Genomic DNA, 20,470 nt, shown 5'->3' with positions numbered 1-20,470 from the left:
AATCTTTGTCGGTCACGCCCTTCGCCGAGGCGCAGGACCCGATCGTCGACCATTCTGCCCATCAGTTTCAGCGTTGATCGCGGTCGGTGACACCTGTGACGAAATCGGCGCAACGGTCGGCGCTGGGCCAGCGATTAGTCCACTTGGGGGCGACGCGGTGCGAACTTTGCATCGAACGCGCCAACAGTCTTGAGGAGTCACCCGCATGTCGAACCTTGTCGGCGCCGATCGCGAAAGCGACCAGGCAGCACTGCGCGCCATCATCGAAGTCCACCGCGCTATGCCGGGGGCCATGCTGCCACTGCTCCACGCCATCCAAGGTCAGATGGGCTGGGTCCCTGCCGAGGTGGTTCCGCTGATCAGTGATGCCCTGAACGTCTCGCGCGCCGAGGTCCAGGGTGTGCTCGACTTCTACCACGATTTCCGCCGCGCCCCGGCCGGGCGCCACGTGTTGCAGATCTGCCGGGCGGAGTCCTGTCAGGCCATGGGCTCGTACCGCCTTGAGGCCCAGGCCCGCGACATCCTTGGGATCAACTTCCATCAGACGACTCCGGACGGTGCCCTGACCCTGGAGCCGGTCTATTGCCTGGGCAACTGCGCCTGCTCTCCGGCCATTCGGATCGACGATGCCATCTACGGCCGCATGGACCCGGCGACCTTGGACGCCCTGATCGGCGACTTGCGTGACGCGCAGGCTCCGGCATGACCAGAACCGCGTCCCCTCGGGTCCTGGTGCCCATCGATTCCAGCGCACTGTCGGTGGGTGCCGAACGCGTCGCCCAGGCGATCACGCGCGAAGCCGACCGCCGCGGTCTGTCCATTGATCTGGTGCGCAACGGTTCGCGCGGCCTCTTTTGGCTGGAGCCGCTGGTGGAGGTCGAGACCCCGGCCGGGCGCATCGCCTACGGCCCGGTGCTGCCGCCGGACGTGCCGGACCTGTTCGACGCTGGGTTCTTGAGCGGCCGGCCGCATCGGCTAGGTCACGGGCTGAGTGACCATATCCCCTATCTGGCTGGGCAAGAACGCTTGACTTTCGCCCGCATGGGTTTGACCGACCCCTTGAGCCTCAACGATTACCGGGCCAACGGCGGCTTCGCCGGCCTGGACCGGGCCATGTCGATGTCCGGTGAGGAACTGATCCGCGAGGTCACTGATGCCGGTCTGCGCGGGCGCGGCGGTGCCGCCTTTCCGACCGGGGTCAAGTGGGCCACAGTACGACAGGCCGAAGGCCGTCGGAAGTACGTCGTCTGCAATGCCGACGAGGGCGACTCCGGTACCTTCTCCGACCGCATGTTGATGGAGGGGGACCCCTATTGCCTGATCGAGGGCATGACCATCGCGGCCCTGGCGGTGGGCGCGACGGCGGGCTATATCTATACGCGTTCCGAGTACCCGCACGCCTGCCGCACGCTGGCAGTCGCCATCGACCGGGCGCGGGAAGCCGGTTACCTGGGCGCGGACGTCCTGGGCTCCGGTCGTGCCTTCGATCTTGAGGTGCGTATGGGCGCCGGGGCCTACATCTGCGGCGAGGAGACCTCCCTGCTGGAGAGTCTGGAGGGCAAACCCGGTCTGGTCCGTTTCAAGCCGCCATTGCCGGCCGTCGCCGGACTGTTTGGCCAGCCCACCGTCATCAACAACGTCATCAGTTTGGCTACGGTGCCGATCATTTTGGCGCGCGGCGCGGCCTTTTACCGGGACTACGGGGTCGGGCGTTCCCATGGCACCTTGCCCTTCCAACTGGCGGGCAACATCCGCCACGGCGGTCTGGTGGAGAAGGCCTTCGGGCTGACGCTGGCCGCGCTGCTCTACGATTATGGCGGCGGTTCCGCCAACGGCCGGCCGATCCGCGCGGTCCAGGTCGGCGGGCCGCTCGGGGCCTATGTCCCGGAGTCCCAGTTCGAGGTACCCCTGGATTACGAGACCTACAGCCGGATGGGCGCGATGATCGGCCACGGCGGCATCGTCGCCTTTGACGACACCGTCGATATGGCGCGCATGGCGCGCTATGCGATGGAGTTTTGCGCGCTGGAATCCTGCGGCAAGTGCACCCCCTGCCGCATCGGCTCCCGCCGCGGGGTGGAGGTGATCGACCGCATCATCGCCGACCAGGAACGTGCTGCAAACCTTGCCTTGCTCGAATCCCTGTGTGACACCCTGGAGTACGGTTCACTCTGCGCTCTGGGCGGCATGGCGCCTTACCCGGTGCGGTCGGCCCTGCGGCATTTTCCGCAGGACTTCGGGGTCGAAACGCCAGTCCTTTTCTGAGCGCTCCGCGACCGCTCTGTGTGCGGTCGCCCACCACCGCGGGCCTGACTCGCACGAGGTAAGACCATGTCCCTTCCCCGCGATACCGATTTCGGCACCCCGGCCCGCACCGCCGGGCAGGCGGTGACCCTGACCATTGACGGCTTCGCGGTGTCGGTCCCGGCGGGGACGTCGGTGCTGCGTGCGGCCCAGGAAATCGGCATCAGTATCCCGAAACTGTGTGCCACCGACAGCCTGGAGCCCTTCGGCTCCTGCCGCCTGTGTCTGGTCGAGATCAAGGGGCGCCGCGGCTACCCGGCTTCCTGTACCACGCCGGTGGAGGACGGGATGCAGGTCAGCACCCAATCGGAGAAGCTCGCCGGAATCCGCCGCGGGGTCATGGAACTCTACATCTCCGATCACCCGCTTGACTGTCTGACCTGTTCCGCGAACGGCAACTGTGAACTCCAGGACATGGCGGGCGTGGTGGGGCTGCGCGAGGTCCGTTATGGTCCGGACGGGGCGAATCACTTCGACGCCGTCAGTGCCCGGCCACAGGACGAGTCCAACCCCTATTTCAGCTTCGATCCTGCCAAGTGCATCCTGTGCAGCCGTTGCGTGCGGGCCTGTGCCGAGGTCCAGGGAACCTTTGCGCTCACCATTTCCGGGCGCGGTTTTGACTCGCATGTCAGCGCCGGCCAGGGCCAGTCCTTCATGGCGTCCGAGTGTGTCTCCTGCGGAGCCTGTGTTCAGGCCTGTCCCACGGCCACCCTGATCGAGAAATCAGTCACGCGCTTGGGCCAGGCGGAGCGTGCGGTCATCACCACCTGCGCCTACTGCGGCGTGGGCTGCGGCTTCAAAGCGGAGGTCAAGGGTACGACGGTGGTCCGCATGGTCCCCTGGAGGGACGGCCAGGCCAACCACGGACACGCCTGCGTCAAGGGGCGCTTCGCCTGGGGTTATGCTACACATCCGGACCGGATCAAGACGCCGATGATCCGCGCGTCCATCCACGACCCCTGGCAGCCGGTCTCCTGGGATGAGGCTCTGACCTACGCGGCAGCGGAACTCAAGCGCATCCAGGCCAAGTACGGGCGCGGATCGGTGGGTGGTATCACTTCCTCGCGCTGTACCAACGAGGAGACCTATCTGGTCCAGAAACTGGTGCGCGCCGCCTTCGGCAACAACAATGTGGACACCTGTGCGCGGGTCTGCCACTCGCCGACCGGCTACGGACTCAAGCAGACCCTGGGCGAGTCTGCCGGTACCCAGACCTTCGACTCGGTGCTCGCGGCCGACGTGGTCATGGTCATTGGGGCCAACCCCACCGACGGACACCCGGTCTTTGGCTCCCAATTGAAACGCCGGCTGCGTCAGGGCGCGCGCCTCATCGTGATCGATCCGCGCCGCATCGATCTGGTCAAGAGTCCCCACGTGGCGGCGGATTACCACTTGAAGTTGCTGCCCGGAACCAATGTCGCCATCGTCAATGCCCTGGCCCACGTCATTGTCGTCGAGGGCCTCGTCAACGAGACCTTCGTGGCCGAGCGTTGCGAGCCGGCCGCCTTTGCTGCCTGGCGCGACTTCGTGGCGCAGCCCGAGCAGTCCCCGGAGGCGATGGAGTCAGTGACCGGTGTTCCCGCTGCGGCCGTGCGTGGCGCGGCCCGGCTTTATGCCGGGGCCGGCAATGGAGCGATTTACTACGGCCTGGGCGTCACCGAACACAGCCAGGGCTCGACCATGGTGATGGGAATTGCCAACCTCGCCATGGCCACCGGCAACGTCGGGCGCCTGGGCGTGGGAGTCAATCCATTGCGGGGTCAGAACAACGTGCAGGGGTCCTGCGACATGGGTTCCTTCCCGCACGAACTGCCGGGGTACCGCCACGTCTCCGACGCCGTCACCCGCGCCCTGTTCCAGGACGCCTGGGGGGTGGCGATCGACCCGGAACCGGGTCTGCGCATCCCCAATATGTTCGAGGCGGCTCTGGACGGGAGCTTCAAGGGGCTTTACTGCGAGGGTGAGGACATCGTCCAGTCCGACCCCAACACCCAGCACGTGCAAGCGGCCATGGCGGCGATGGAGTGCGTGGTGGTGCAAGACCTCTTCCTGAATGAAACTGCCAAGTATGCCCATGTCTTCCTGCCCGGGTGCAGTTTCCTGGAGAAAGACGGCACCTTCACCAACGCGGAACGGCGGATCTCGCGGGTACGTAAAGTCATGCCGCCGTTGGCCGGACTGGCGGACTGGGAGGTGACGGCGGCCCTGTCCAAGGCCCTTGGCTATGCCATGGAATATCCGCACCCGTCCGCCATCATGGACGAGATCGCCCGCCTCACCCCCAGCTTCCAGGGGGTGAGCTACGATCGGCTCGACGCCTTGGGCAGCATCCAGTGGCCCTGCAACGAGGCCCATCCGGACGGCACCCCCATCATGCATGTGGATGCCTTCGTGCGCGGCCAGGGGCGTTTCATGGTGACCCGCTATGTGCCCACCGCCGAGCGGGTCAACCCGCGTTACCCTTTGATCCTGACGACCGGACGCATCCTTTCCCAATATAACGTGGGGGCCCAGACCCGCCGTACCGAGAACGTCCGGTGGCATGCCGAGGATCGCCTGGAGATCCATCCCCAGGACGCGCAGGATCGGGGGATTCGTGAGGGCGATTGGGTGGGGGTGGCGAGCCGCGCCGGGGAGACGGCGCTGCGCGTCGCCATCACCGAGCGGGTCCAGCCCGGGGTGGTCTACACCACCTTCCACTTTCCGGAGTCGGGGGCCAATGTTATCACGACGGACAACTCTGATTGGGCGACCAATTGTCCCGAGTACAAGGTCACCGCCGTGGAGGTCGTCCTGGTGAGCCAACCCTCGCAGTGGCAGGAACGCTATCAGCGCTTGCATCGGACCCAACTCGGGCTGCTGCCGGGTGCCTCGGGACCGGATGCGCGGCCCTGACTTGAGCAGCCTCTGCGCCACGACCAGGTCGGGTCCGGATGACGGCTGCACAGTTGGGGGAACGGGAACCGAGTGGCCGGAGCACTGCGGCTTCCAGGTTCTGGAACTCAATGCCGGGCAGGCGGTCGAGCGTGCCGATGAGGTCATCGAGGAGGTCCCTGTCGCCCTGGTTTACAACGGCATTTCCCATGCCGTCATGCTGGTGACCCCCACCGACCTGGAGGACTTTGCCCTGGGCTTCAGCCTGGGGGAGGGCATCCTCACCAGCGTCCGAGAACTCTATGACTGCGAGTGCCTGCCGGTCCGTCAAGGCATTGAGTGCCGTATGCGCGTGGCCGGCGCCCCCTTCTCTGCCCTCAAGGAGCGTCGACGCACCCTGGCCGGCCGCACCGGTTGTGGTCTCTGCGGGGTCGAGAGCCTGGCGGCCCTGGAACGGCCGATCGTGCCAGTCTCGGTGGGGCAGACCTGCACCCCCACGGCGAGGACTATCGCCGGGGCACTCGCCGAACTGCCCCGGCACCAGCCCCTGTTCCGCCTCACCGGCGGCGGCCACGCGGCGGCCTGGGTGAGGGCAGACGGCGAGGTGCGGTTGGTGCGCGAGGACGTCGGACGGCACAACGCCTTGGACAAGCTCATCGGCGCGCTGGCCAGGGCCGGGTTGCGGCCCGCGGACGGATTTGTCATCTGCACCAGCCGCGCCAGTTACGAGATGGTTCAAAAGGCCATGTCCGCCGGGATCGGCCTGCTGGTCGCGGTCTCCGCCCCCACCGCCTCGGCCATCCGCTTGGCCCAGGCCGCCCATATCTCCCTGATCGGCTTCGCCCGCGGAGAGCGGATGCTGGTCTATACCTATCCGGACGCGATCCGCGGCGGTTGCGGATGACGGTGACTCTTCAACAACCGGTCAAAGGCAAAGCGATGGACATCGACAACCTCATCAAGATGGCAAACCAGATTGGCGACTTTTTTGGCGCCTGGCCGGACTCCCAGCAGGGGCGGGACGAAATCGCCAATCACCTCAAGCGTTCCTGGGACCCGCGTATGCGTCGTCAGATCGCCGAGCATGTGCAGGAAACCGGGGGCGCCGGGCTTGCGCCGATCGTCGTCGAGGCCATCAGGCAATTGGAGCGGGACCTCGTGCAGCAATGATCTTGACCGATCCGTGCGCCCGATTCTAGGAATTTACTTCAGGCCGGAAAGCCAAGTGGCAATCGCCTCAAATTCTGCATCGGTGACGCTCGCCATCAGAGGGCGCATGGCCGACGACAGGCCGTTGGTGCGGGTCCCGTCACGGATCGCCTTCATCTGCTCCAGCAGATAGGGGGCATTCTGCCCGGCCAGTTTGGGGTAGATCGGCAGCACCGTGGTCTTCGCGTCCGGCCCATGGCAGGCATGGCAGGCCCGCACCGTGTAAAGGGTGCCCCCGTCCTCCGCGCTCAGGCTTCCGGCCTGCCCCAAGGTCAGGCTCGCGATGGCGGTGGTCAGGGCCAGTGTCTTCGACAATCTCATCGTCTACTCCTCGTCTGCTCGGCAAGTCCCCGGTGTGTGCTCAGGGTGTTGGTGACGACTGTCGGCCCTGCTCAAGGGCCGTGGACAGAGTCCCTGTCGGGACGCAACTTTGGTGCCATGGTCGGTGAGATGCTCTCTTTGGACTTCGGCCTTCAAGAGACGGGTCTGGCTGTGTCCTGACGGCGCCACAGACCGTCACAGCCGGCGCTGCAGGGTCGCCGTGCGGGGCGTAACGCGCCGCCCAGCCAATGACAGGGCGGTCAACGGCAGTAACGCCCCGGTGACAGTTTGTACCGTTTCAGCTTTAGGTAGAGGGTGCTGCGCGATTGGCATAGAGGGCAGCAAGACTTGCAACAGGTCGATCATCTGGCGAGACTCACACCCAGGGCGAGCGGTTTTCACGCCGACGCGCCTCGCCTGGCACACCCATCGACAACCACCACAGGAGACGGATCGCCATGCCCCCCAAGGAAGCAACAGCGCGGATCAAGATCAACAAGCTGCTCGAAGCCGCGGGCTGGCGCTTCTTTGCAGAAGGTGGCCGGCCCGCCAACATCTGCCTTGAGCCCGGCGTGACGATCAAGGCATCCGACCTGGCCGCCCTTGGCGACGACTTCGAAAAGGCCATCAGGGGCTTTATCGACTTCCTGCTGCTGAATGTCTTGGGGTTCCCGCTGATCGTCCTGGAGGTCAAGGCCGAGGACAAGAACCCCCTGATCGGCAAGGAGCAAGCCCGAAAATACGCCAAATCCCTGAACTGCCGGTTTGTCATCCTCTCCAACGGCAACCTGCACTATTTTTGGGACCTCGAACGAGGCAACCCTTACGTCATCACGTCCTTCCCCACCCCCGACTCTGTCATTGGCTATCAAAAGGTAACGCCAAACCCGCAGCGTCTCATCGACGAGCCCGTGGCCGACGACTATATCGTGCTGACACAGCGCCCAACCTATCGGTCCGAGGCCGCCTGGCGCAACGAGTCGGAGCGCCCTGACTACGTCAAGGCCAACAAGCTCCGCTTCCTGCGGCCCTACCAACTCAAAGCCGTCCATGTCCTACAACGAGCCGTCAGCGAGGGCATGGATCGCTTCCTGTTCGAGATGGCCACCGGCACCGGCAAGACCCTGACTGCCGCCGCGGTGATCAAGCTCTTCTTGCGCACCGGCAACGCCCACCGGGTGCTCTTTCTGGTGGATCGGCTGGAATTGGAGGATCAGGCTAAGAAGGCGTTCTCGACACTGCTATCCGCCGACTTCCAGACCGTCATTTACAAAGAGAGCCGCGACGATTGGCGGCGCGCGGAGATCGTTGTCACCACGGTGCAGTCGCTCCTCTTCAACAACAAGTACCAGCGGATCTTCTCGCCCACCGACTTCGACCTGGTGATCTCCGACGAGGCGCACCGCTCCATCGGCGGGAATGCCCGCGCCGTCTTCGACTTCTTTATCGGCTACAAGCTGGGCCTGACGGCCACCCCCCGGGATTACCTCAAACGGTTCGACAGCGCCAATCCGACCACACGCGACCCGCGTGAGGCCGAGCGCCGTCTGTTGCTCGATACCTATCGGACCTTTGGCTGTGAAAACAGCCAGCCGACATATCGCTACTCCCTCCTCGACGGCGTGAAAGAAGGCTTCCTGATTAACCCGATGGTGGTGGATGCCAGGACCGAAATCACCACCGAGCTGCTTTCTGAAGAAGGTTTTGTCCTCGCCGTCACGGACGACACCGGTGATGACCAGCAAGAGTCATACAAGCAGCGCGAGTTCGAAAAGCGCTTCTTCTCCGCAGCCACCAACGAACTCTTCTGCAAGACCTTCTTGGAGAATGCCCTGCGCGATCCCGTCAGCCGCGAAATCGGCAAGTCGATCATCTTCGCGGTCAGCCAGAACCACGCCGCCAAGTTGACCCAGATCCTCAATCAGATGGCAGACCGCATGTTTCCCGGCAAGTACCAGTCGGACTTTGCCGTTCAAGTCACCTCACAGATTCCCGCTGCCCAGCAGTTCACCATCAATTTCACGAACAACTGCCTGCTTGGTTCGGGCAACTTCCTGCCCGCTTACAAGTCCAGTAAGGCGCGCGTGTGCGTGACCGTAGGTATGATGACCACGGGCTACGATTGTCCCGATATCCTCAATCTCGGTCTGCTCCGCCCCATCTTCTCGCCCACTGACTTCATACAGATTAAGGGACGCGGCACGCGCAAGCACGATTTCCTCGATCAGCTCTTCGACGAAGCCGTCAAGGACGGCGTCTTGCAGCCCGAGAAGACCGCCTTCAAGCTTTTCGACTTCTTTGCCAACTGCGAGTATTTCGAGACCGAGTTCAACTACGACGAGGTGCTGAAACTGCCGCGGCCCCAAGGCCTGGGGCCCAACCGCGGCGCCGGCCCCGGTCCCGTCGCCGGCGGCACCTATGAGCACTTGGGCGGTGACATCATCGCCTCGCTTCGGGTCGAGCAGATCACCGCCGAGGGGATGAGGATCGACCGCATGTTCTTCGAGAGATTCGAGGACAGCGTGCGAGAGGATCCCAAGATCGTGGCCGCCGTCGAAGCGGGCCACTGGGACCAGGTCATTGACTACGTAAATCGCGAGGTCTTCGACCAGCCCGAGGAATACTACACCCTGGACAAGCTGCGTAAGGCTGCCGCAGTGGACCGCCGCCTGACCCTGCGGGAGATCCTGGAGAAGGTTTTTGGCCTCATCCCCCGCTTCAAGTCCAGGGACGAGCTGCTGGAAGAGGAATTCGCCAAGTTCGTCGCGGACCGCAAGCCCGAGGAGGCAACGGCCATTCCGGCCATCAAGACCTTCTTCAAAGCCTATGCCACCAGCGGCCGTGTCCGCGACATCATCGACAGCCGCCAATTCACCGACCTGGCGACCAACCCGATGTTCTCGACCCGCGACTTCAAGGCCGTGCCGCCGAAGTACCGTGCCCTCGTCCCTAATTACATCAAGGACTACGTCTCATTGAACCAATTTGCCGCATGAGGCCCCTCGTTACCCGGAGCACCGTATGCAAACCATCTACCAACTGCGCGCGAGCGAGTTGAATGAGCGATTCATCGAGTCCATCCGCGCTCAGTTCCAGGACCAGACGATCGAGATCGCCGTCTCCGACCTCGGTCTGGCGCCCGCGGCGTCGCCGCGCGAGGCGGGGTCGATGCAGGGGGAGTCGGCGCCGGGCGATCGGATCGGTGTCGCCAAGGGGCTATTCGTTGTCCCGGACGACATCGACGCCAACAATGCCGAGGTGAGACGGCTGTTTCTTGGCGAGGACGCGGGCGATAGCGCGCCATGAATCTCCTGCTCGACACGCACATTGCCCTCTGGGCCATCACCGACAGCCCCCGACCGTCCAAGGCCGCGCGCGACCTGATCCCGCCTGCTCACTCGCGATCCGCTCCTGGCTCGCTATAGCGATTTCATCGTCGCCGTCTGATTGCAAACCCATCTGGACAGAGATGCTCGATACCGATACTAAACGCCGCATTGACACCGCCCGCGATATCCTCGTGGGCAAGGTGCCCGACCCCAAGAGCCAGGTCGAGCAGATCACCATCGCACTGATCTACAAGTTCATGGACGACATGGACGCCGAGGCCGAGGAACTGGGCGGCCGCCGCAAGTTCTTCGCCGGCGGCTTCGCTCAGTATGGCTGGGCCAAGCTCATGCACTCCGGGCTGGGTGGCCACGAGGCCCTGAATCGCTACGCCGAGGCCATCGCCAAGATGCCGGAGAACCCCGGTATCCCGCCGCTCTTCCGCGAGATCTTCAAGAACGCCTATCTGCCGTATCGTGATCCGGAGACCCTGCGCGCCTTCCTCAAGATCATCGACGAGTTCGAGTACGACCACAGTGAGCGTCTGGGCGACGCCTTCGAGTATTTGCTCTCCGTGCTCGGTTCCCAGGGCGACGCCGGGCAGTTCCGCACCCCGCGCCACATCATCGATTTTATCGTCGGCGTGCTCGACCCGAAGAAGGACGAGACCGTGCTCGATCCCGCCTGCGGCACGGCCGGCTTCCTGATCTCGTCGTGGAAGCACATTCTCAAGGCGAACACCGACGCGGACGGTAACAGCACCCTCACCCCCGACGAACGCGGGCGACTGGCTGCCAACTTCAAGGGCTACGACATCTCGCCCGATATGGTGCGGCTGTCGCTGGTCAACCTGTACCTGCACGGTTTCACCGACCCGCACATCTACGAGTACGACACCCTGACCAGCCAGGAGCGTTGGAACGATTACGCGGCCGTCATCCTCGCCAATCCCCCCTTCATGTCGCCGAAGGGCGGTATCAAGCCGCATAAGCGCTTCTCGGTGCAGAGCAAGCGCAGCGAGGTCCTGTTCGTCGACTATATGGCCGAGCATCTGACGCCCCAGGGTCGCGCCGGTATCATCGTGCCCGAGGGCATCATCTTCCAGAGCCAGACGGCCTACACCCAACTGCGCAAGATGCTGGTGGAGAACTTCCTGGTCGCCGTCGTCTCACTGCCGGCGGGGGTGTTCCAGCCCTATTCCGGCGTCAAGACCTCCATCCTCATCCTCGACAAGTCGCTTGCGAAGCAGGCCAGCACCATCGCCTTCTTCAAGGTCGCAAACGACGGGTTTGGCCTCGGTGCCCAGCGGCGCGAGATTGACAAGAACGACCTTCCGCAGGCGCGTGTCGAGATCGCCGAGTATCTGCGCCGCTTGCGGGCACGCGAATCGGTGGAGGACTTCCAGCCGACGCTTGGCCTGATCGTGCCCAAGGAGCGGATCGGCGCGAATGCGGACTATAATCTGAGCGGGGAGCGTTATCGGGAGGTGAGAGCGAATAATCACTCGTTCCCGCTGGTCCGCATCGGTGATGTCTGCACCGTAAATCCACGGAAAAGCCAGCTGGTCATGCGAGAAGCCGACACGCGGGTCTCATTCGTTCCTATGGCCGACCTTAATGAGCACCGCATATCGTTTCAACCCAATTCCGAGAAGCATATCTCCGAAGTATCCACGAGCTACACCTACTTCGAGGACAATGACGTCCTTCTCGCGAAGGTCACCCCATGCTTCGAGAACGGAAAAGCCGGTATCGCCCGTCGTCTTCTTAATGGCATCGGTTTCGGTTCGAGTGAGTTCTATGTACTGCGAAGCGGTGGGCAGGTGTTGCCCGAATGGATCTACTTCTGCATAATGCATCCGAACTTTCGTGGCGCAGCTGTTGCTCAGATGACTGGCACCGGCGGTTTGCAGCGCGTCCCGCGGGATTACGTGGAGAACTTCCATATTCCCCTTCCGCCGCTTGAGGCGCAGAAGGAGATCGTGGCGGAGATCGAGGGCTACCAGAGAGTCATCGACGGAGCCCGCGCCGTCCTCGACAACTACCGCCCCCAAATCCCCATCCACCCCGAGTGGCCGATGGTGGCGATAGGTGACATTTGCGCGATACGTTCTGGCGGGACGCCTGCTCGAAGCAACCCCGACTATTGGGGCGGAGAGATCCCTTGGGTCACTACAACTCTCATCAATTACAATGTGATTGATCGCGCAAACGAGTTTATCTCAGAAGACGGGCTGCGCAACTCATCGGCGTGGATAGTACCGGAGGGCACCGTGTTGATGGCGATGTATGGAGAGGGCGTTACACGCGGCAGGGTCGCGGTCTTAGGCATTAACGCGGCGATAAATCAAGCTTGCGCAGCATTTGTCCCCAAGAGCGACACTTTCGCTCCAAGCTATCTCTATAGAGTCCTTCAATCGCGATATGAGGATCTGCGAAACATAAGTGATGCACGTGGGGGTAACCAAAGTAACTTGAGCGCGCAGGTCTTGAAACTATATCGTATTCCGCTTCCTTCTCTAGCCACCCAGCAAGCCATCGTCTCCGAAATCGAAGACGAGCAGACGCTCGTCGCCGCCAACCGCGAGCTGATTACCCGGTTTGAGAAGAAAATCCAGGCCACCCTGGCCCGCCTCTGGGGCGAGGTCGAGCTGGCCCCGCGGAAGGCTTGAGCCATGGAAGAAGCAATCGAACTGGGCGTCTACCTGCCGCGCTCCTTCAAGAGCCCGAAGGAGCAGGAGTATATCGCCTTTCTCTGGGGTGCCTTCCAGACAAACTACACCCACTGCAAGTACCAGTTCGCTTTCTTGGCCTATCACATGCTCGCCATGAGCTTCATCTACTTCAACATCTGGCAGATCAGACAGACGGAGCCCAGGGACTTCGAGAAAGGCCTGATCGGTTTCGGCAAGGACGTGGAAAAGAATCTGCTTGCGGCCACCTCACCCTTCGTCTTCAGCACAGTGCCCGAGCGCAGCATCCTGCGCTTCCTCAGGCTCATCGCCTGCGACAATAGCAAGATCGGCACCTATATCAAGCTCGTGGACGACCGGAACGACACTGCCCACCCGAATGGCAACATCTTCTTCAGCACGCAGGCGGCGCTGGATATCAAGATCCGCGAGATCCTACGGGTTGTGGACGAGATCCAGGTTCACTCGCGACCCGTCATAGAGCATTGCTACGGAGACTTCCTGCGCCAAAACCACGATCCCGATGAACGCGAGTACCCCGACGCCGCGGACCAGATTCGCGAGGTACTGATCCACGGAAACTACCTGTCGCAGAAGGACATCGAGATCTGCCTAGGCTTCGACCTTGGCAGTGTTGCCGATAGTCCGCAACCAGAAGGCATACGGCAGTTGCATGAGGCTCTTGTAACGAACTACGCATCCGATGCCTAGACCGGCAGCGCTTAATCCAAACCGCCGGGGGAATTCCTGGCAAGACATCGCTAACCCGCCAGCGTTGAAGGTGTCAGCGGTCCATTCGACTGCGGACCTGAATGCGAGAAGCATTCACGGTCGCACCTGGTCGAGACCTGCCCCTGGTGGAGCCGGAAACGAACCCCGCTCAGTCGTACTTGATGTACTTGAACCGCGGGTCGTCGGGGGTGCCCTCCAGGGCGCTTTCAGCCGCCGGGCGCCACATCAGGGTGTCCTCGATCTTGCGGGCCAGCTCGAAGTCCTTGTCGGTGATGCCCTTGGCCGAGTGGGTGACGAGTTTGACGATGACGAAGGCGTAGGAGACGGTGAGGTCCGGGTGATGCCAGGCGGCCTCCGCCAGGTGGCCGATGGTGTTGACCAGCATCAGGGTGGCCTTCCAGCCGCTGGTGCGGTACTTGCGGCGCAGCCAGCCGTCCTCCAGATACCAATGGGGCAGATCGGTGGCGATACGGCTGCGCACCTCGTCTTCGCTATAGACGCTCTCTTCGGACGCTTCGGACATGGTTGTGGGTTCCTGGTCGTTTGATCGGTCCCCTAAACCATGTGGGTTGAGCCGCGCATCCTAAAGGCGTGGCCTTCAGCCCCAGACGAGCACCTCGCCCTGGCCGCCATATCCCAGGTCTCCGAGCCAGCGGCGGACGCGGGTCCCGCGCGACTTGAGTTGCTCAAAGGGTCCGCCAGCGGTCGCGAGATCGCGGGTCAGGAGTGCCAGGAAGGCGAGTTGCTGGGTGCCGTTGTCGTTGAAGGTGGGCGGCAGGTTGGGCTCGGCGGTCAGCAGCAGGGTGCCGCGGCGCATGGCGAGCCCGGTATTGATCCCGGTGCGGCCCAGGACCAGGATGGTCCCGGCGACCATGCGTGAGCCGCAATAGTCCCCGGCGTTGCCGTTGATCAGGATCTGGCCGCGACGCTGATGGTCGCCCACGCGGTCACCGGCGTTGCCGAGCACTTCGATGCGCCCGCCGCGCATGCCGCGGCGCTCGCCGGCGATGGCGGCGCCCAGGAAGTCACCGGCGTCGCCGCCGATGCGGATGGTCCCGCCGGACATGCCGCTGCCGGCGAAGGGGCCGGCGTCGCCAGTGACCGCGATGGCACCGCCGCGCTGCCGGCGGCCAAGATAGGCACCGGCGCGGCCCTCGACCCGGATGGAACCCCTGGTCATGCCGGTGCCGATGCCGTCCAGGCGGTCGCTGTCGGAGCGGATCAGGATCGCGTCCGTGTCGTCCCCCGTGACTCTGAACAGGTCGCCGGTCTCGACCTGTTGGTTGCCGACCCAGAGCGGCAGGCGCCGGACCTCGTCGGCCGACTGGCCCGCAAGCCCGTCCGGGGTGAAGGCGGAGAGGTCGATACGAGGGGATGGCGGAGCCAGCAATTGCAAAGTCAGAGCGGTCATATTCAATCTGAGAGTTCGAAGAAGAGTTTCGGCCGCAAATGAATGCACATAGACGCAAATGAAGAAGGAATAACCGGTGGCCTGGGTGGCGTCATTCTCTTGTTCAATCGAGGCCGGCCGTTGTCGCCCTGTGGGCCGATCAAACGCGGGTGATCAGCCGATGATCTCCCGCAAATGAAAGTGGTACTGTCCGAGCTTGCCGCCATAGTTGCCGGCGGAGATGCGCACGACCCCGGACTCCGGTCCCAGTGCGCAGATGGTCTCCAGGCCGATCCGTGTTGCCTCGCGCACGTCGGCCTCGGTCAGTCCGTTGATGACGATCTCCAATACGGCACCGATGTCGGCGTCCAGTTGGCTCTTCACCAGGCCCCGCAGGGTCGGGCAATAGGCGTCGTTGGTGGAGGCCATCAGGGCCTTGTATTTGGAGCCGACCTTGGAGCCGGAGCGGGCGATCCCGCCGGGGAAGGGCAGCAGCACATTGGGCCGGCGCCGGATGGCCGCGACCGCGTGCTCGCAGGCGGCCAGTGCCTCGGGCAGTCCGCGGGCCAGGACCAGGAAGTTCCCCCCGCCCACCGCGCTGGTGCGTGCCGTGGTCTCCTCGCACAGAAACTCGCCGTCCATCACCGGGACGCGCCAATAGCGCCGGCCGTCGATCTGTTTGGATGACTGCCAGCCGTCGCCGAAATAACGCAGGTTCTTGCCGAGCGGCACCGGCTTTTCGCTCGTCATTCCCGCAAAGCAGGCGGTGCTGGGACAGGTCAGGACACATTGGCCGACCCGCCGCTCCACCTGTTTCTCCAGTTCCTTGCCGGACATGGCGAACAGCAGAACGCTGACGCCGGGCCGGCCGTCCGGTGTCTGGTCCGGTGCCAGCTCCGCCTCGATCCCGGCCTCGGCCCCGCAGCCGATGACCGAGGTGGCGAAGCCGGTCATGGTCTCGCCCGCGATCCGCGCCCACCGGGGGTTGATGGCCGTGATGATGAGGCGCGTGGCATTCATGCCGAAGGCCTCGGCGAAGGTGTCCTCGATCTCGATGCCGTTGATGACCATCTCAGGCAACACCCCGCGGGCGGCACGGATGGACGGTGACCGGGCTGCCGATGCCGTCCGCCATCTCGGTATCGGAGATACGGAAGTTGGCCATCCGGATGCTGTGATAGCGGTCGAACCAGCGGCCGATGCGCAGCTCGATGGCCGGGTCGAACTCCGGCCGGACCACTTGGGTACCGCCGCCCACGACGCGGGTGACGGCGCCGTCCTCGACGACCACCTCGCCATCCTTGAAGACCAGCATGGGCCGGGCGAAGGTCTGCTCCGGGTCGTCCAACTGGTGGTAGACGGTGATATCGGCGCGCGCCCCCGCGCCCAGGTGCCCGCGGTCGGCCAGGCCCAGGATGCGGGCGGGGGCGGCGCGGGTCATGATGGCGATCTCATAGAGGCTGTATTCGCGCTCGAGCGAGCCCAGACACGACATGGCCGCCGCCTCCGGGTTGATCCGGGCGAGCTGGTCGTTGCGGAAACCGCGGTCCATCAAGAGCCGGATCAGCCGCGGATAGCTGGTGAAGGGAGCACCGTTCGGGTGGTCGGTGGTGAGGAAGACCCGCCAGGGGTCATCCACCATCAGGAACAACTCCAGACCAATGGCCCACTGGAGCGCATTGACGAAGTTCTGATCGCGATAGCGGAAAGGCACCACCCCGCAGCCGGCATCGCACTCGATGTCCATGCAGGTCCACTTGCGGGGGTGGGCGTGGTGATGGTTCGCGTACTGGCGCATGGTGTCGCCGGAGACGGTGACGGTCTGGCCGAACATCACCTGGCCCACGTCGATGCTCACGTTCTTGCGGGCGTTGACGGCCTGGGCGATCTCCCCGGCGGCGGAGGAGAAGTGCCGGTCGCCCTCGGTGCCGTAGGTATGGAACTGGATATGCGTCAGATGGATGGGGAACCCTTCGGCGGCGTCCATGGTCGCCAGCGTTGCCGTGTGGTTGCCCGGGATGCCCAGATTGCTCGCGTGGACGTGCAGCGGGTGCGGGACGCCCAGCTCGAACACGGCGCGGCTCAAGGTGCGGACGATATCGCGCGGGGTGAGCGGGTAGTGTGGGTGACGCTCGTCGACGTCGAGGCTGCGGGCATTGAACTTGAAGGCGCTGATCCCGCCCGGGTTGACGACCTTGATGCCGATGCACTGTGCGGCGTGCAGCGACCAGGCAACATAGTTGTTGATGACCTCCTGGCCTACCCCCTCGCTCATCAACTGGAGCAGCAACTCGTCGCTGCCGAGCATGGCGTAGCCGCCGGTGTCGAGCATCGGGGTGTCTGCCATCTCCATGTGCGCCTGGCGCGCGTTCACCGGCAGGACGGCCGGTTCAAAGGCTGTCGTATAGCCCATTTCGGCGTAGCGATAGCCGGCGGCGAACGTCGAGGGAGCGGCGTGCCCGCCCCCGGTGCGGGTCAGCGCTGTGCGGGTGCGCACCAGGGCGCGCTGGTCCTCCGGGAGCATGGTGCGGGCGATGTTGACCTTGCCGCCGCCGATGTGGGTGTGCAGGTCGATGGCCCCGGCCATCACCAGCTTGCCGGCGAGGTCATAGGTGCGCCCCGGGGTCTCGCCAAAGGGTGCCTTGGCGAGGATCTGTCCATCGCGCAGGTAGAGGTCGCGGACCTCGCCGTTGATCCCGTGGGCAGGGTCGTACAATCGGCCGCCGGCAAGTTTGGTCAACACGATGCCTGGTCTCCGTTGGGTCGGGGTGCGGTGGCGCGACGGGACGAACGGGGGACCGCGGTTTTCTTATCCATGCTGGACTCGCAACCGCTCGCCAAGCATCCCGATCACCTGCGCCACTGACGGCAGGCCGACATCGCGCACTTGACCCAGCGGTAAGGGGCACACTGCATCGCTGCGGTACCAGTGACCGGGGTGATCGACGCCGGGAAGTCCCACCGGAATGAAAACTTCCGGCACCCGCTCGCAGGCCATCCCCGGATGACCCAGCACGATAGTTGGCCGGGCGGTGATCGGCACGGCCGCTGTTGCCGCGCCAGCAAGCGCCTGGACCCACAGCAGCAGGTCGCAGTAGCCGCCGGCGAGCAGATCTTGATGGCGGTAGAGTACCGGCTCATAGCGCAGCCGGTTCTGTTGGCGCCCGCTGCGCAGCGGATATCCGGTTTGCCAGGTGCAGACCTGATTGACCGTCACGTCACCGAGGGTCCCGGCCAGCGGTAAGGCTGCGGCCCGGGTAGTGCGGTTGAGGTCCCGCACCAGTTCTACGAACCCCTGAATCGTCAACTCCGCGTGGGGAAAGTCCAATTCGGCGGCGGCCCAGATCACCACGGTGTAACGGGCGGTGCGCAACCGTCCCGCCAGGTCCTCCAGTTGCAGACCAGACACCCCAGGGATCGCATTGGTGCGCACCGGCCGACCGGCGATCAACCCGCGCAGCAGGCCGCAGACACCGGCCAAATCCGCGTTGGCGACGGGAATGAGAGTCGGATTCGCCGCAGCGAGCGCGGCGGGCAGGGACTCCTGATCCCAGCCGCCGAGCAGCACGAGGCTGCGTTGTCCGGGCGGCGAAAACAAGGCGTCGGTCGGCAAGAGAACTCGCTCGATGAGCCGCGGGAAGCGGTGCGTGCACTGATTGCCGAGCAGCAGGATCAGGTCAGCACGGTTGCGTACCTCGGTCAGCGTTGCGGTCATCCAACCGCTATCCTGAAGGACCAGCAGGTTACGAAACAATGCATCGCCGCCGACATGATCGAGCAGAGCGCCCTGGTGATCGGCCAGGTCCATGATCGCGCGCATTCCGTTGACATCGGCCACGAGCCCGCCGAACAGGGGGGCATGCGCCGCCGCCAAGAGGTCCGCCGCGCGGGTGATCGCTGCGTCCAGAGCGACTGGCCGACCGGCGATCTGCGGCGATCCGGGCGCTTGCGCCAAGGCCGTGGAGAATGCCTGTTGGGCGGTTGCGCACCCATTGACCAGGGTCGGCCGGTCGACGCCATCGGTCGCCACACGCAAGTCGTCACATGCCAGCCCGCAGAAGGGGCAGGTCAAGGTGCTGTCCGCGGGTTCGGTTTGCCACATCGTTGTTGGGGACACTCCGGAGCGTCAAGGACTCAGAGAAGCGGCCAGGGCGCCGGGGGCGCCATGGGTGAGACGGCTGAAGCGCCGGCCGGGGGCACGCCGGCGCGCTCGAACAGCGGACAGCCAAGTGATTCAGGAACTGTGCCAGACGAATGCGCGACCAATCCGGCGGTCGTGTTCGACGTCCTCCGCAGGGCCGGGTGACGCCCCTAGGTATCGCCACGCGCGACGACTGTTTCTCCCCGACGTCGCTGATGTGACATAGTGATTCAGCAGAGGGACAAAGGGTGCTGGTTTGATTCCCCGCGCCAGCGGGTCCGGGCCATGACGGGCCGTGAAGGGGTCGTTGTCCGCCCCCGTGTCAGGCCGCCTCTTGCGGTGAACCGCTGAGCGTCATGACGTCAAGCGGACGATTCAGGCATCAAGTTTGCTTGTGATTCCTGCCAAGGTCGCGAGACTCTAAGTGCCGGAAAGACCTTATGAGCATCGTGCGAGGCCCCCGATCATGATCAACCGTCCTTCCCTTTGTGTCCAAGTGGAGGCCCCGGCTCGGCTACATCTTGGGTTTCTAGACCTCAACGGCGGTCTGGGCCGGCGGTTCGGCAGTCTGGGGCTCACAATCGACACCTTCACCACCCGTTTGAGTGCCGACCGGGCGGACGGTTTCAGTGCCGAGGGGCCGGGTGCGGAGCGGGCCGTCGCCTACGCCCGGACCTTTGCCGCGGCACGGGGTCTGCGTGGTGGGGCCCACATCCGACTGCGCGAAGAGATACCCGGCCATGCGGGCCTGGGTTCCGGGACTCAAATGGCACTGGCGGTCGGTACCGCCCTGGAGCGGCTGTTGGGACAGACGGCCGCCGCCGCGGCCTGGGACAGTCGCGCCATCGCCCAGACTTTAGGGCGCGGTCAGCGGTCGGGGATCGGCATTGGCGCCTTCGATGAGGGAGGATTTATAGTCGACTGCGGACGCGGCGATCATGCGCAACAAGTGCCGCCGGTCGTGATGCGGCTGCCCTTCCCGACCGATTGGCGGGTGTTGTTGCTGCTGGATCTGCAGCGCCAGGGACTACATGGCGAGCGCGAGACGCGCGCCTTCGCCGAACTGCCGGAGTCGCCGGCGGCCACCGCCGGGCACCTGTGCCGACTGCTCCTGATGCAATTGGTACCGGGGCTGATCGAGGGCCGGTTGGAGCCGGTCGCCGACGCCATCGGCCAGATTCAGCGGGCCGTCGGTGTCCATTTCGCCCCCGCCCAAGGTGGGTGTTTCGCTTCGCCGGCCGTCGCCGCTGCATTGCATTGGGCGGCGGAGCAGGGCTTTGAGGGCGGCGGCCAATCGTCCTGGGGGCCAACGGGATTCGTCCTGACCGCGGATGCGGATCAAGCGTGTTGGCTGGAGCGTGGCCTCAAGGCACGGTTCGGTGAGTTGACGCCGCTGCGGTATCGGATAACCGCCGGTCACAACCAGGGGGCGTCGGTGGCTGTGCTGCAGTCGCCCCTGCAATCGATGCGAGAATACTGA

General features: G+C 64.3%; 16 protein-coding genes. 10 read left to right on the top strand and 6 right to left on the bottom strand.

Annotated elements, in window-relative coordinates; all coding sequences use genetic code 11:
* Positions 1-205: 205 nt before the first annotated feature.
* The 5 genes from QZY03_RS15720 to QZY03_RS15700 all read left to right on the top strand — a co-directional run bounded on the left by QZY03_RS15720 (position 206) and on the right by QZY03_RS15700 (position 6,348).
* The gene (locus QZY03_RS15720; RefSeq protein WP_295582651.1) at positions 206-706 is read left to right on the top strand and encodes a formate dehydrogenase subunit gamma; all 501 of its coding nucleotides are present in this window, start codon (positions 206-208) and stop codon (positions 704-706) included.
* Positions 703-2,265: an NADH-quinone oxidoreductase subunit NuoF gene (locus tag QZY03_RS15715; RefSeq protein ID WP_295582649.1), complete on the top strand. Its 1,563-nt coding sequence runs from the start codon at positions 703-705 to the stop codon at positions 2,263-2,265. Before QZY03_RS15720 ends, QZY03_RS15715 begins: the two co-directional genes overlap by 4 nt.
* 66 nt (positions 2,266-2,331) lie before the next feature.
* Positions 2,332-5,199 (top strand): formate dehydrogenase subunit alpha, encoded by a 2,868-nt coding sequence (gene fdhF, locus QZY03_RS15710; protein ID WP_295582648.1) that lies wholly within the window; start codon positions 2,332-2,334, stop codon positions 5,197-5,199.
* Between the two features lies 1 nt (position 5,200).
* On the top strand, positions 5,201-6,082 hold the full coding sequence (gene fdhD, locus QZY03_RS15705) for a formate dehydrogenase accessory sulfurtransferase FdhD (protein ID WP_295582646.1): 882 nt from the start codon (positions 5,201-5,203) through the stop codon (positions 6,080-6,082).
* Positions 6,079-6,348: a formate dehydrogenase subunit delta gene (locus QZY03_RS15700; protein ID WP_295582643.1), complete on the top strand. Its 270-nt coding sequence runs from the start codon at positions 6,079-6,081 to the stop codon at positions 6,346-6,348. Before fdhD ends, QZY03_RS15700 begins: the two co-directional genes overlap by 4 nt.
* 33 nt (positions 6,349-6,381) lie before the next feature.
* Here the strand turns inward: QZY03_RS15700 and QZY03_RS15695 are convergent, their stop codons facing one another.
* A complete protein-coding gene (locus QZY03_RS15695; protein ID WP_295582641.1) occupies positions 6,382-6,708 on the bottom strand; it encodes a c-type cytochrome in 327 nt (108 codons plus the stop codon).
* A gap of 458 nt (positions 6,709-7,166) precedes the next feature.
* Between QZY03_RS15695 and QZY03_RS15690 the strand changes: the two genes are divergently transcribed.
* The 4 genes from QZY03_RS15690 (at position 7,167) to QZY03_RS15675 (ending at position 13,438) form a co-directional block, all read left to right on the top strand.
* Positions 7,167-9,704 (top strand): DEAD/DEAH box helicase family protein, encoded by a 2,538-nt coding sequence (locus tag QZY03_RS15690; RefSeq protein ID WP_295582639.1) that lies wholly within the window; start codon positions 7,167-7,169, stop codon positions 9,702-9,704.
* Between the two features lie 25 nt (positions 9,705-9,729).
* Positions 9,730-10,014: a hypothetical protein gene (locus QZY03_RS15685; RefSeq protein ID WP_295582637.1), complete on the top strand. Its 285-nt coding sequence runs from the start codon at positions 9,730-9,732 to the stop codon at positions 10,012-10,014.
* Positions 10,015-10,177: 163 nt separating this feature from the next.
* Positions 10,178-12,706: an N-6 DNA methylase gene (locus QZY03_RS15680; protein ID WP_295582635.1), complete on the top strand. Its 2,529-nt coding sequence runs from the start codon at positions 10,178-10,180 to the stop codon at positions 12,704-12,706.
* A gap of 3 nt (positions 12,707-12,709) precedes the next feature.
* Positions 12,710-13,438: a hypothetical protein gene (locus tag QZY03_RS15675; protein ID WP_295582633.1), complete on the top strand. Its 729-nt coding sequence runs from the start codon at positions 12,710-12,712 to the stop codon at positions 13,436-13,438.
* 169 nt (positions 13,439-13,607) lie between these two features.
* On the opposite strand, the gene QZY03_RS15670 is transcribed toward QZY03_RS15675, so the two are convergent.
* From QZY03_RS15670 to QZY03_RS15650, 5 genes are all read right to left on the bottom strand, one after another.
* Complete coding sequence (locus QZY03_RS15670) at positions 13,608-13,982, bottom strand: 4a-hydroxytetrahydrobiopterin dehydratase (protein ID WP_295582631.1); 375 nt, start codon at positions 13,980-13,982, stop codon at positions 13,608-13,610.
* A 75-nt stretch (positions 13,983-14,057) separates the two neighbouring features.
* Complete coding sequence (locus QZY03_RS15665) at positions 14,058-14,870, bottom strand: formylmethanofuran dehydrogenase subunit C (protein WP_295582629.1); 813 nt, start codon at positions 14,868-14,870, stop codon at positions 14,058-14,060.
* 153 nt (positions 14,871-15,023) lie between these two features.
* Positions 15,024-15,920 carry a formylmethanofuran--tetrahydromethanopterin N-formyltransferase gene (fhcD, locus tag QZY03_RS15660; RefSeq protein ID WP_295582627.1) on the bottom strand — a complete coding sequence of 299 codons (897 nt, stop codon included), beginning with the start codon at positions 15,918-15,920 and terminating at the stop codon, positions 15,024-15,026.
* 1 nt (position 15,921) lies between these two features.
* Positions 15,922-17,592, bottom strand: a complete 1,671-nt coding sequence (locus QZY03_RS15655; RefSeq protein ID WP_295582625.1) for a formylmethanofuran dehydrogenase subunit A — start codon at positions 17,590-17,592, stop codon at positions 15,922-15,924.
* Between the two features lie 66 nt (positions 17,593-17,658).
* A complete protein-coding gene (locus QZY03_RS15650) occupies positions 17,659-18,951 on the bottom strand; it encodes a formylmethanofuran dehydrogenase subunit B (protein ID WP_295582623.1) in 1,293 nt (430 codons plus the stop codon).
* Between the two features lie 505 nt (positions 18,952-19,456).
* Between QZY03_RS15650 and QZY03_RS15645 the strand changes: the two genes are divergently transcribed.
* Positions 19,457-20,470 carry a beta-ribofuranosylaminobenzene 5'-phosphate synthase family protein gene (locus tag QZY03_RS15645; protein WP_295582621.1) on the top strand — a complete coding sequence of 338 codons (1,014 nt, stop codon included), beginning with the start codon at positions 19,457-19,459 and terminating at the stop codon, positions 20,468-20,470.

This window comes from uncultured Lamprocystis sp. (genome assembly GCF_903933125.1).
Lineage (GTDB): Bacteria > Pseudomonadota > Gammaproteobacteria > Chromatiales > Chromatiaceae > Thiodictyon.
The sequence above is the reverse complement of the archived record's forward strand: the minus strand, read 5'-3'. Positions and strand labels throughout refer to the sequence as shown.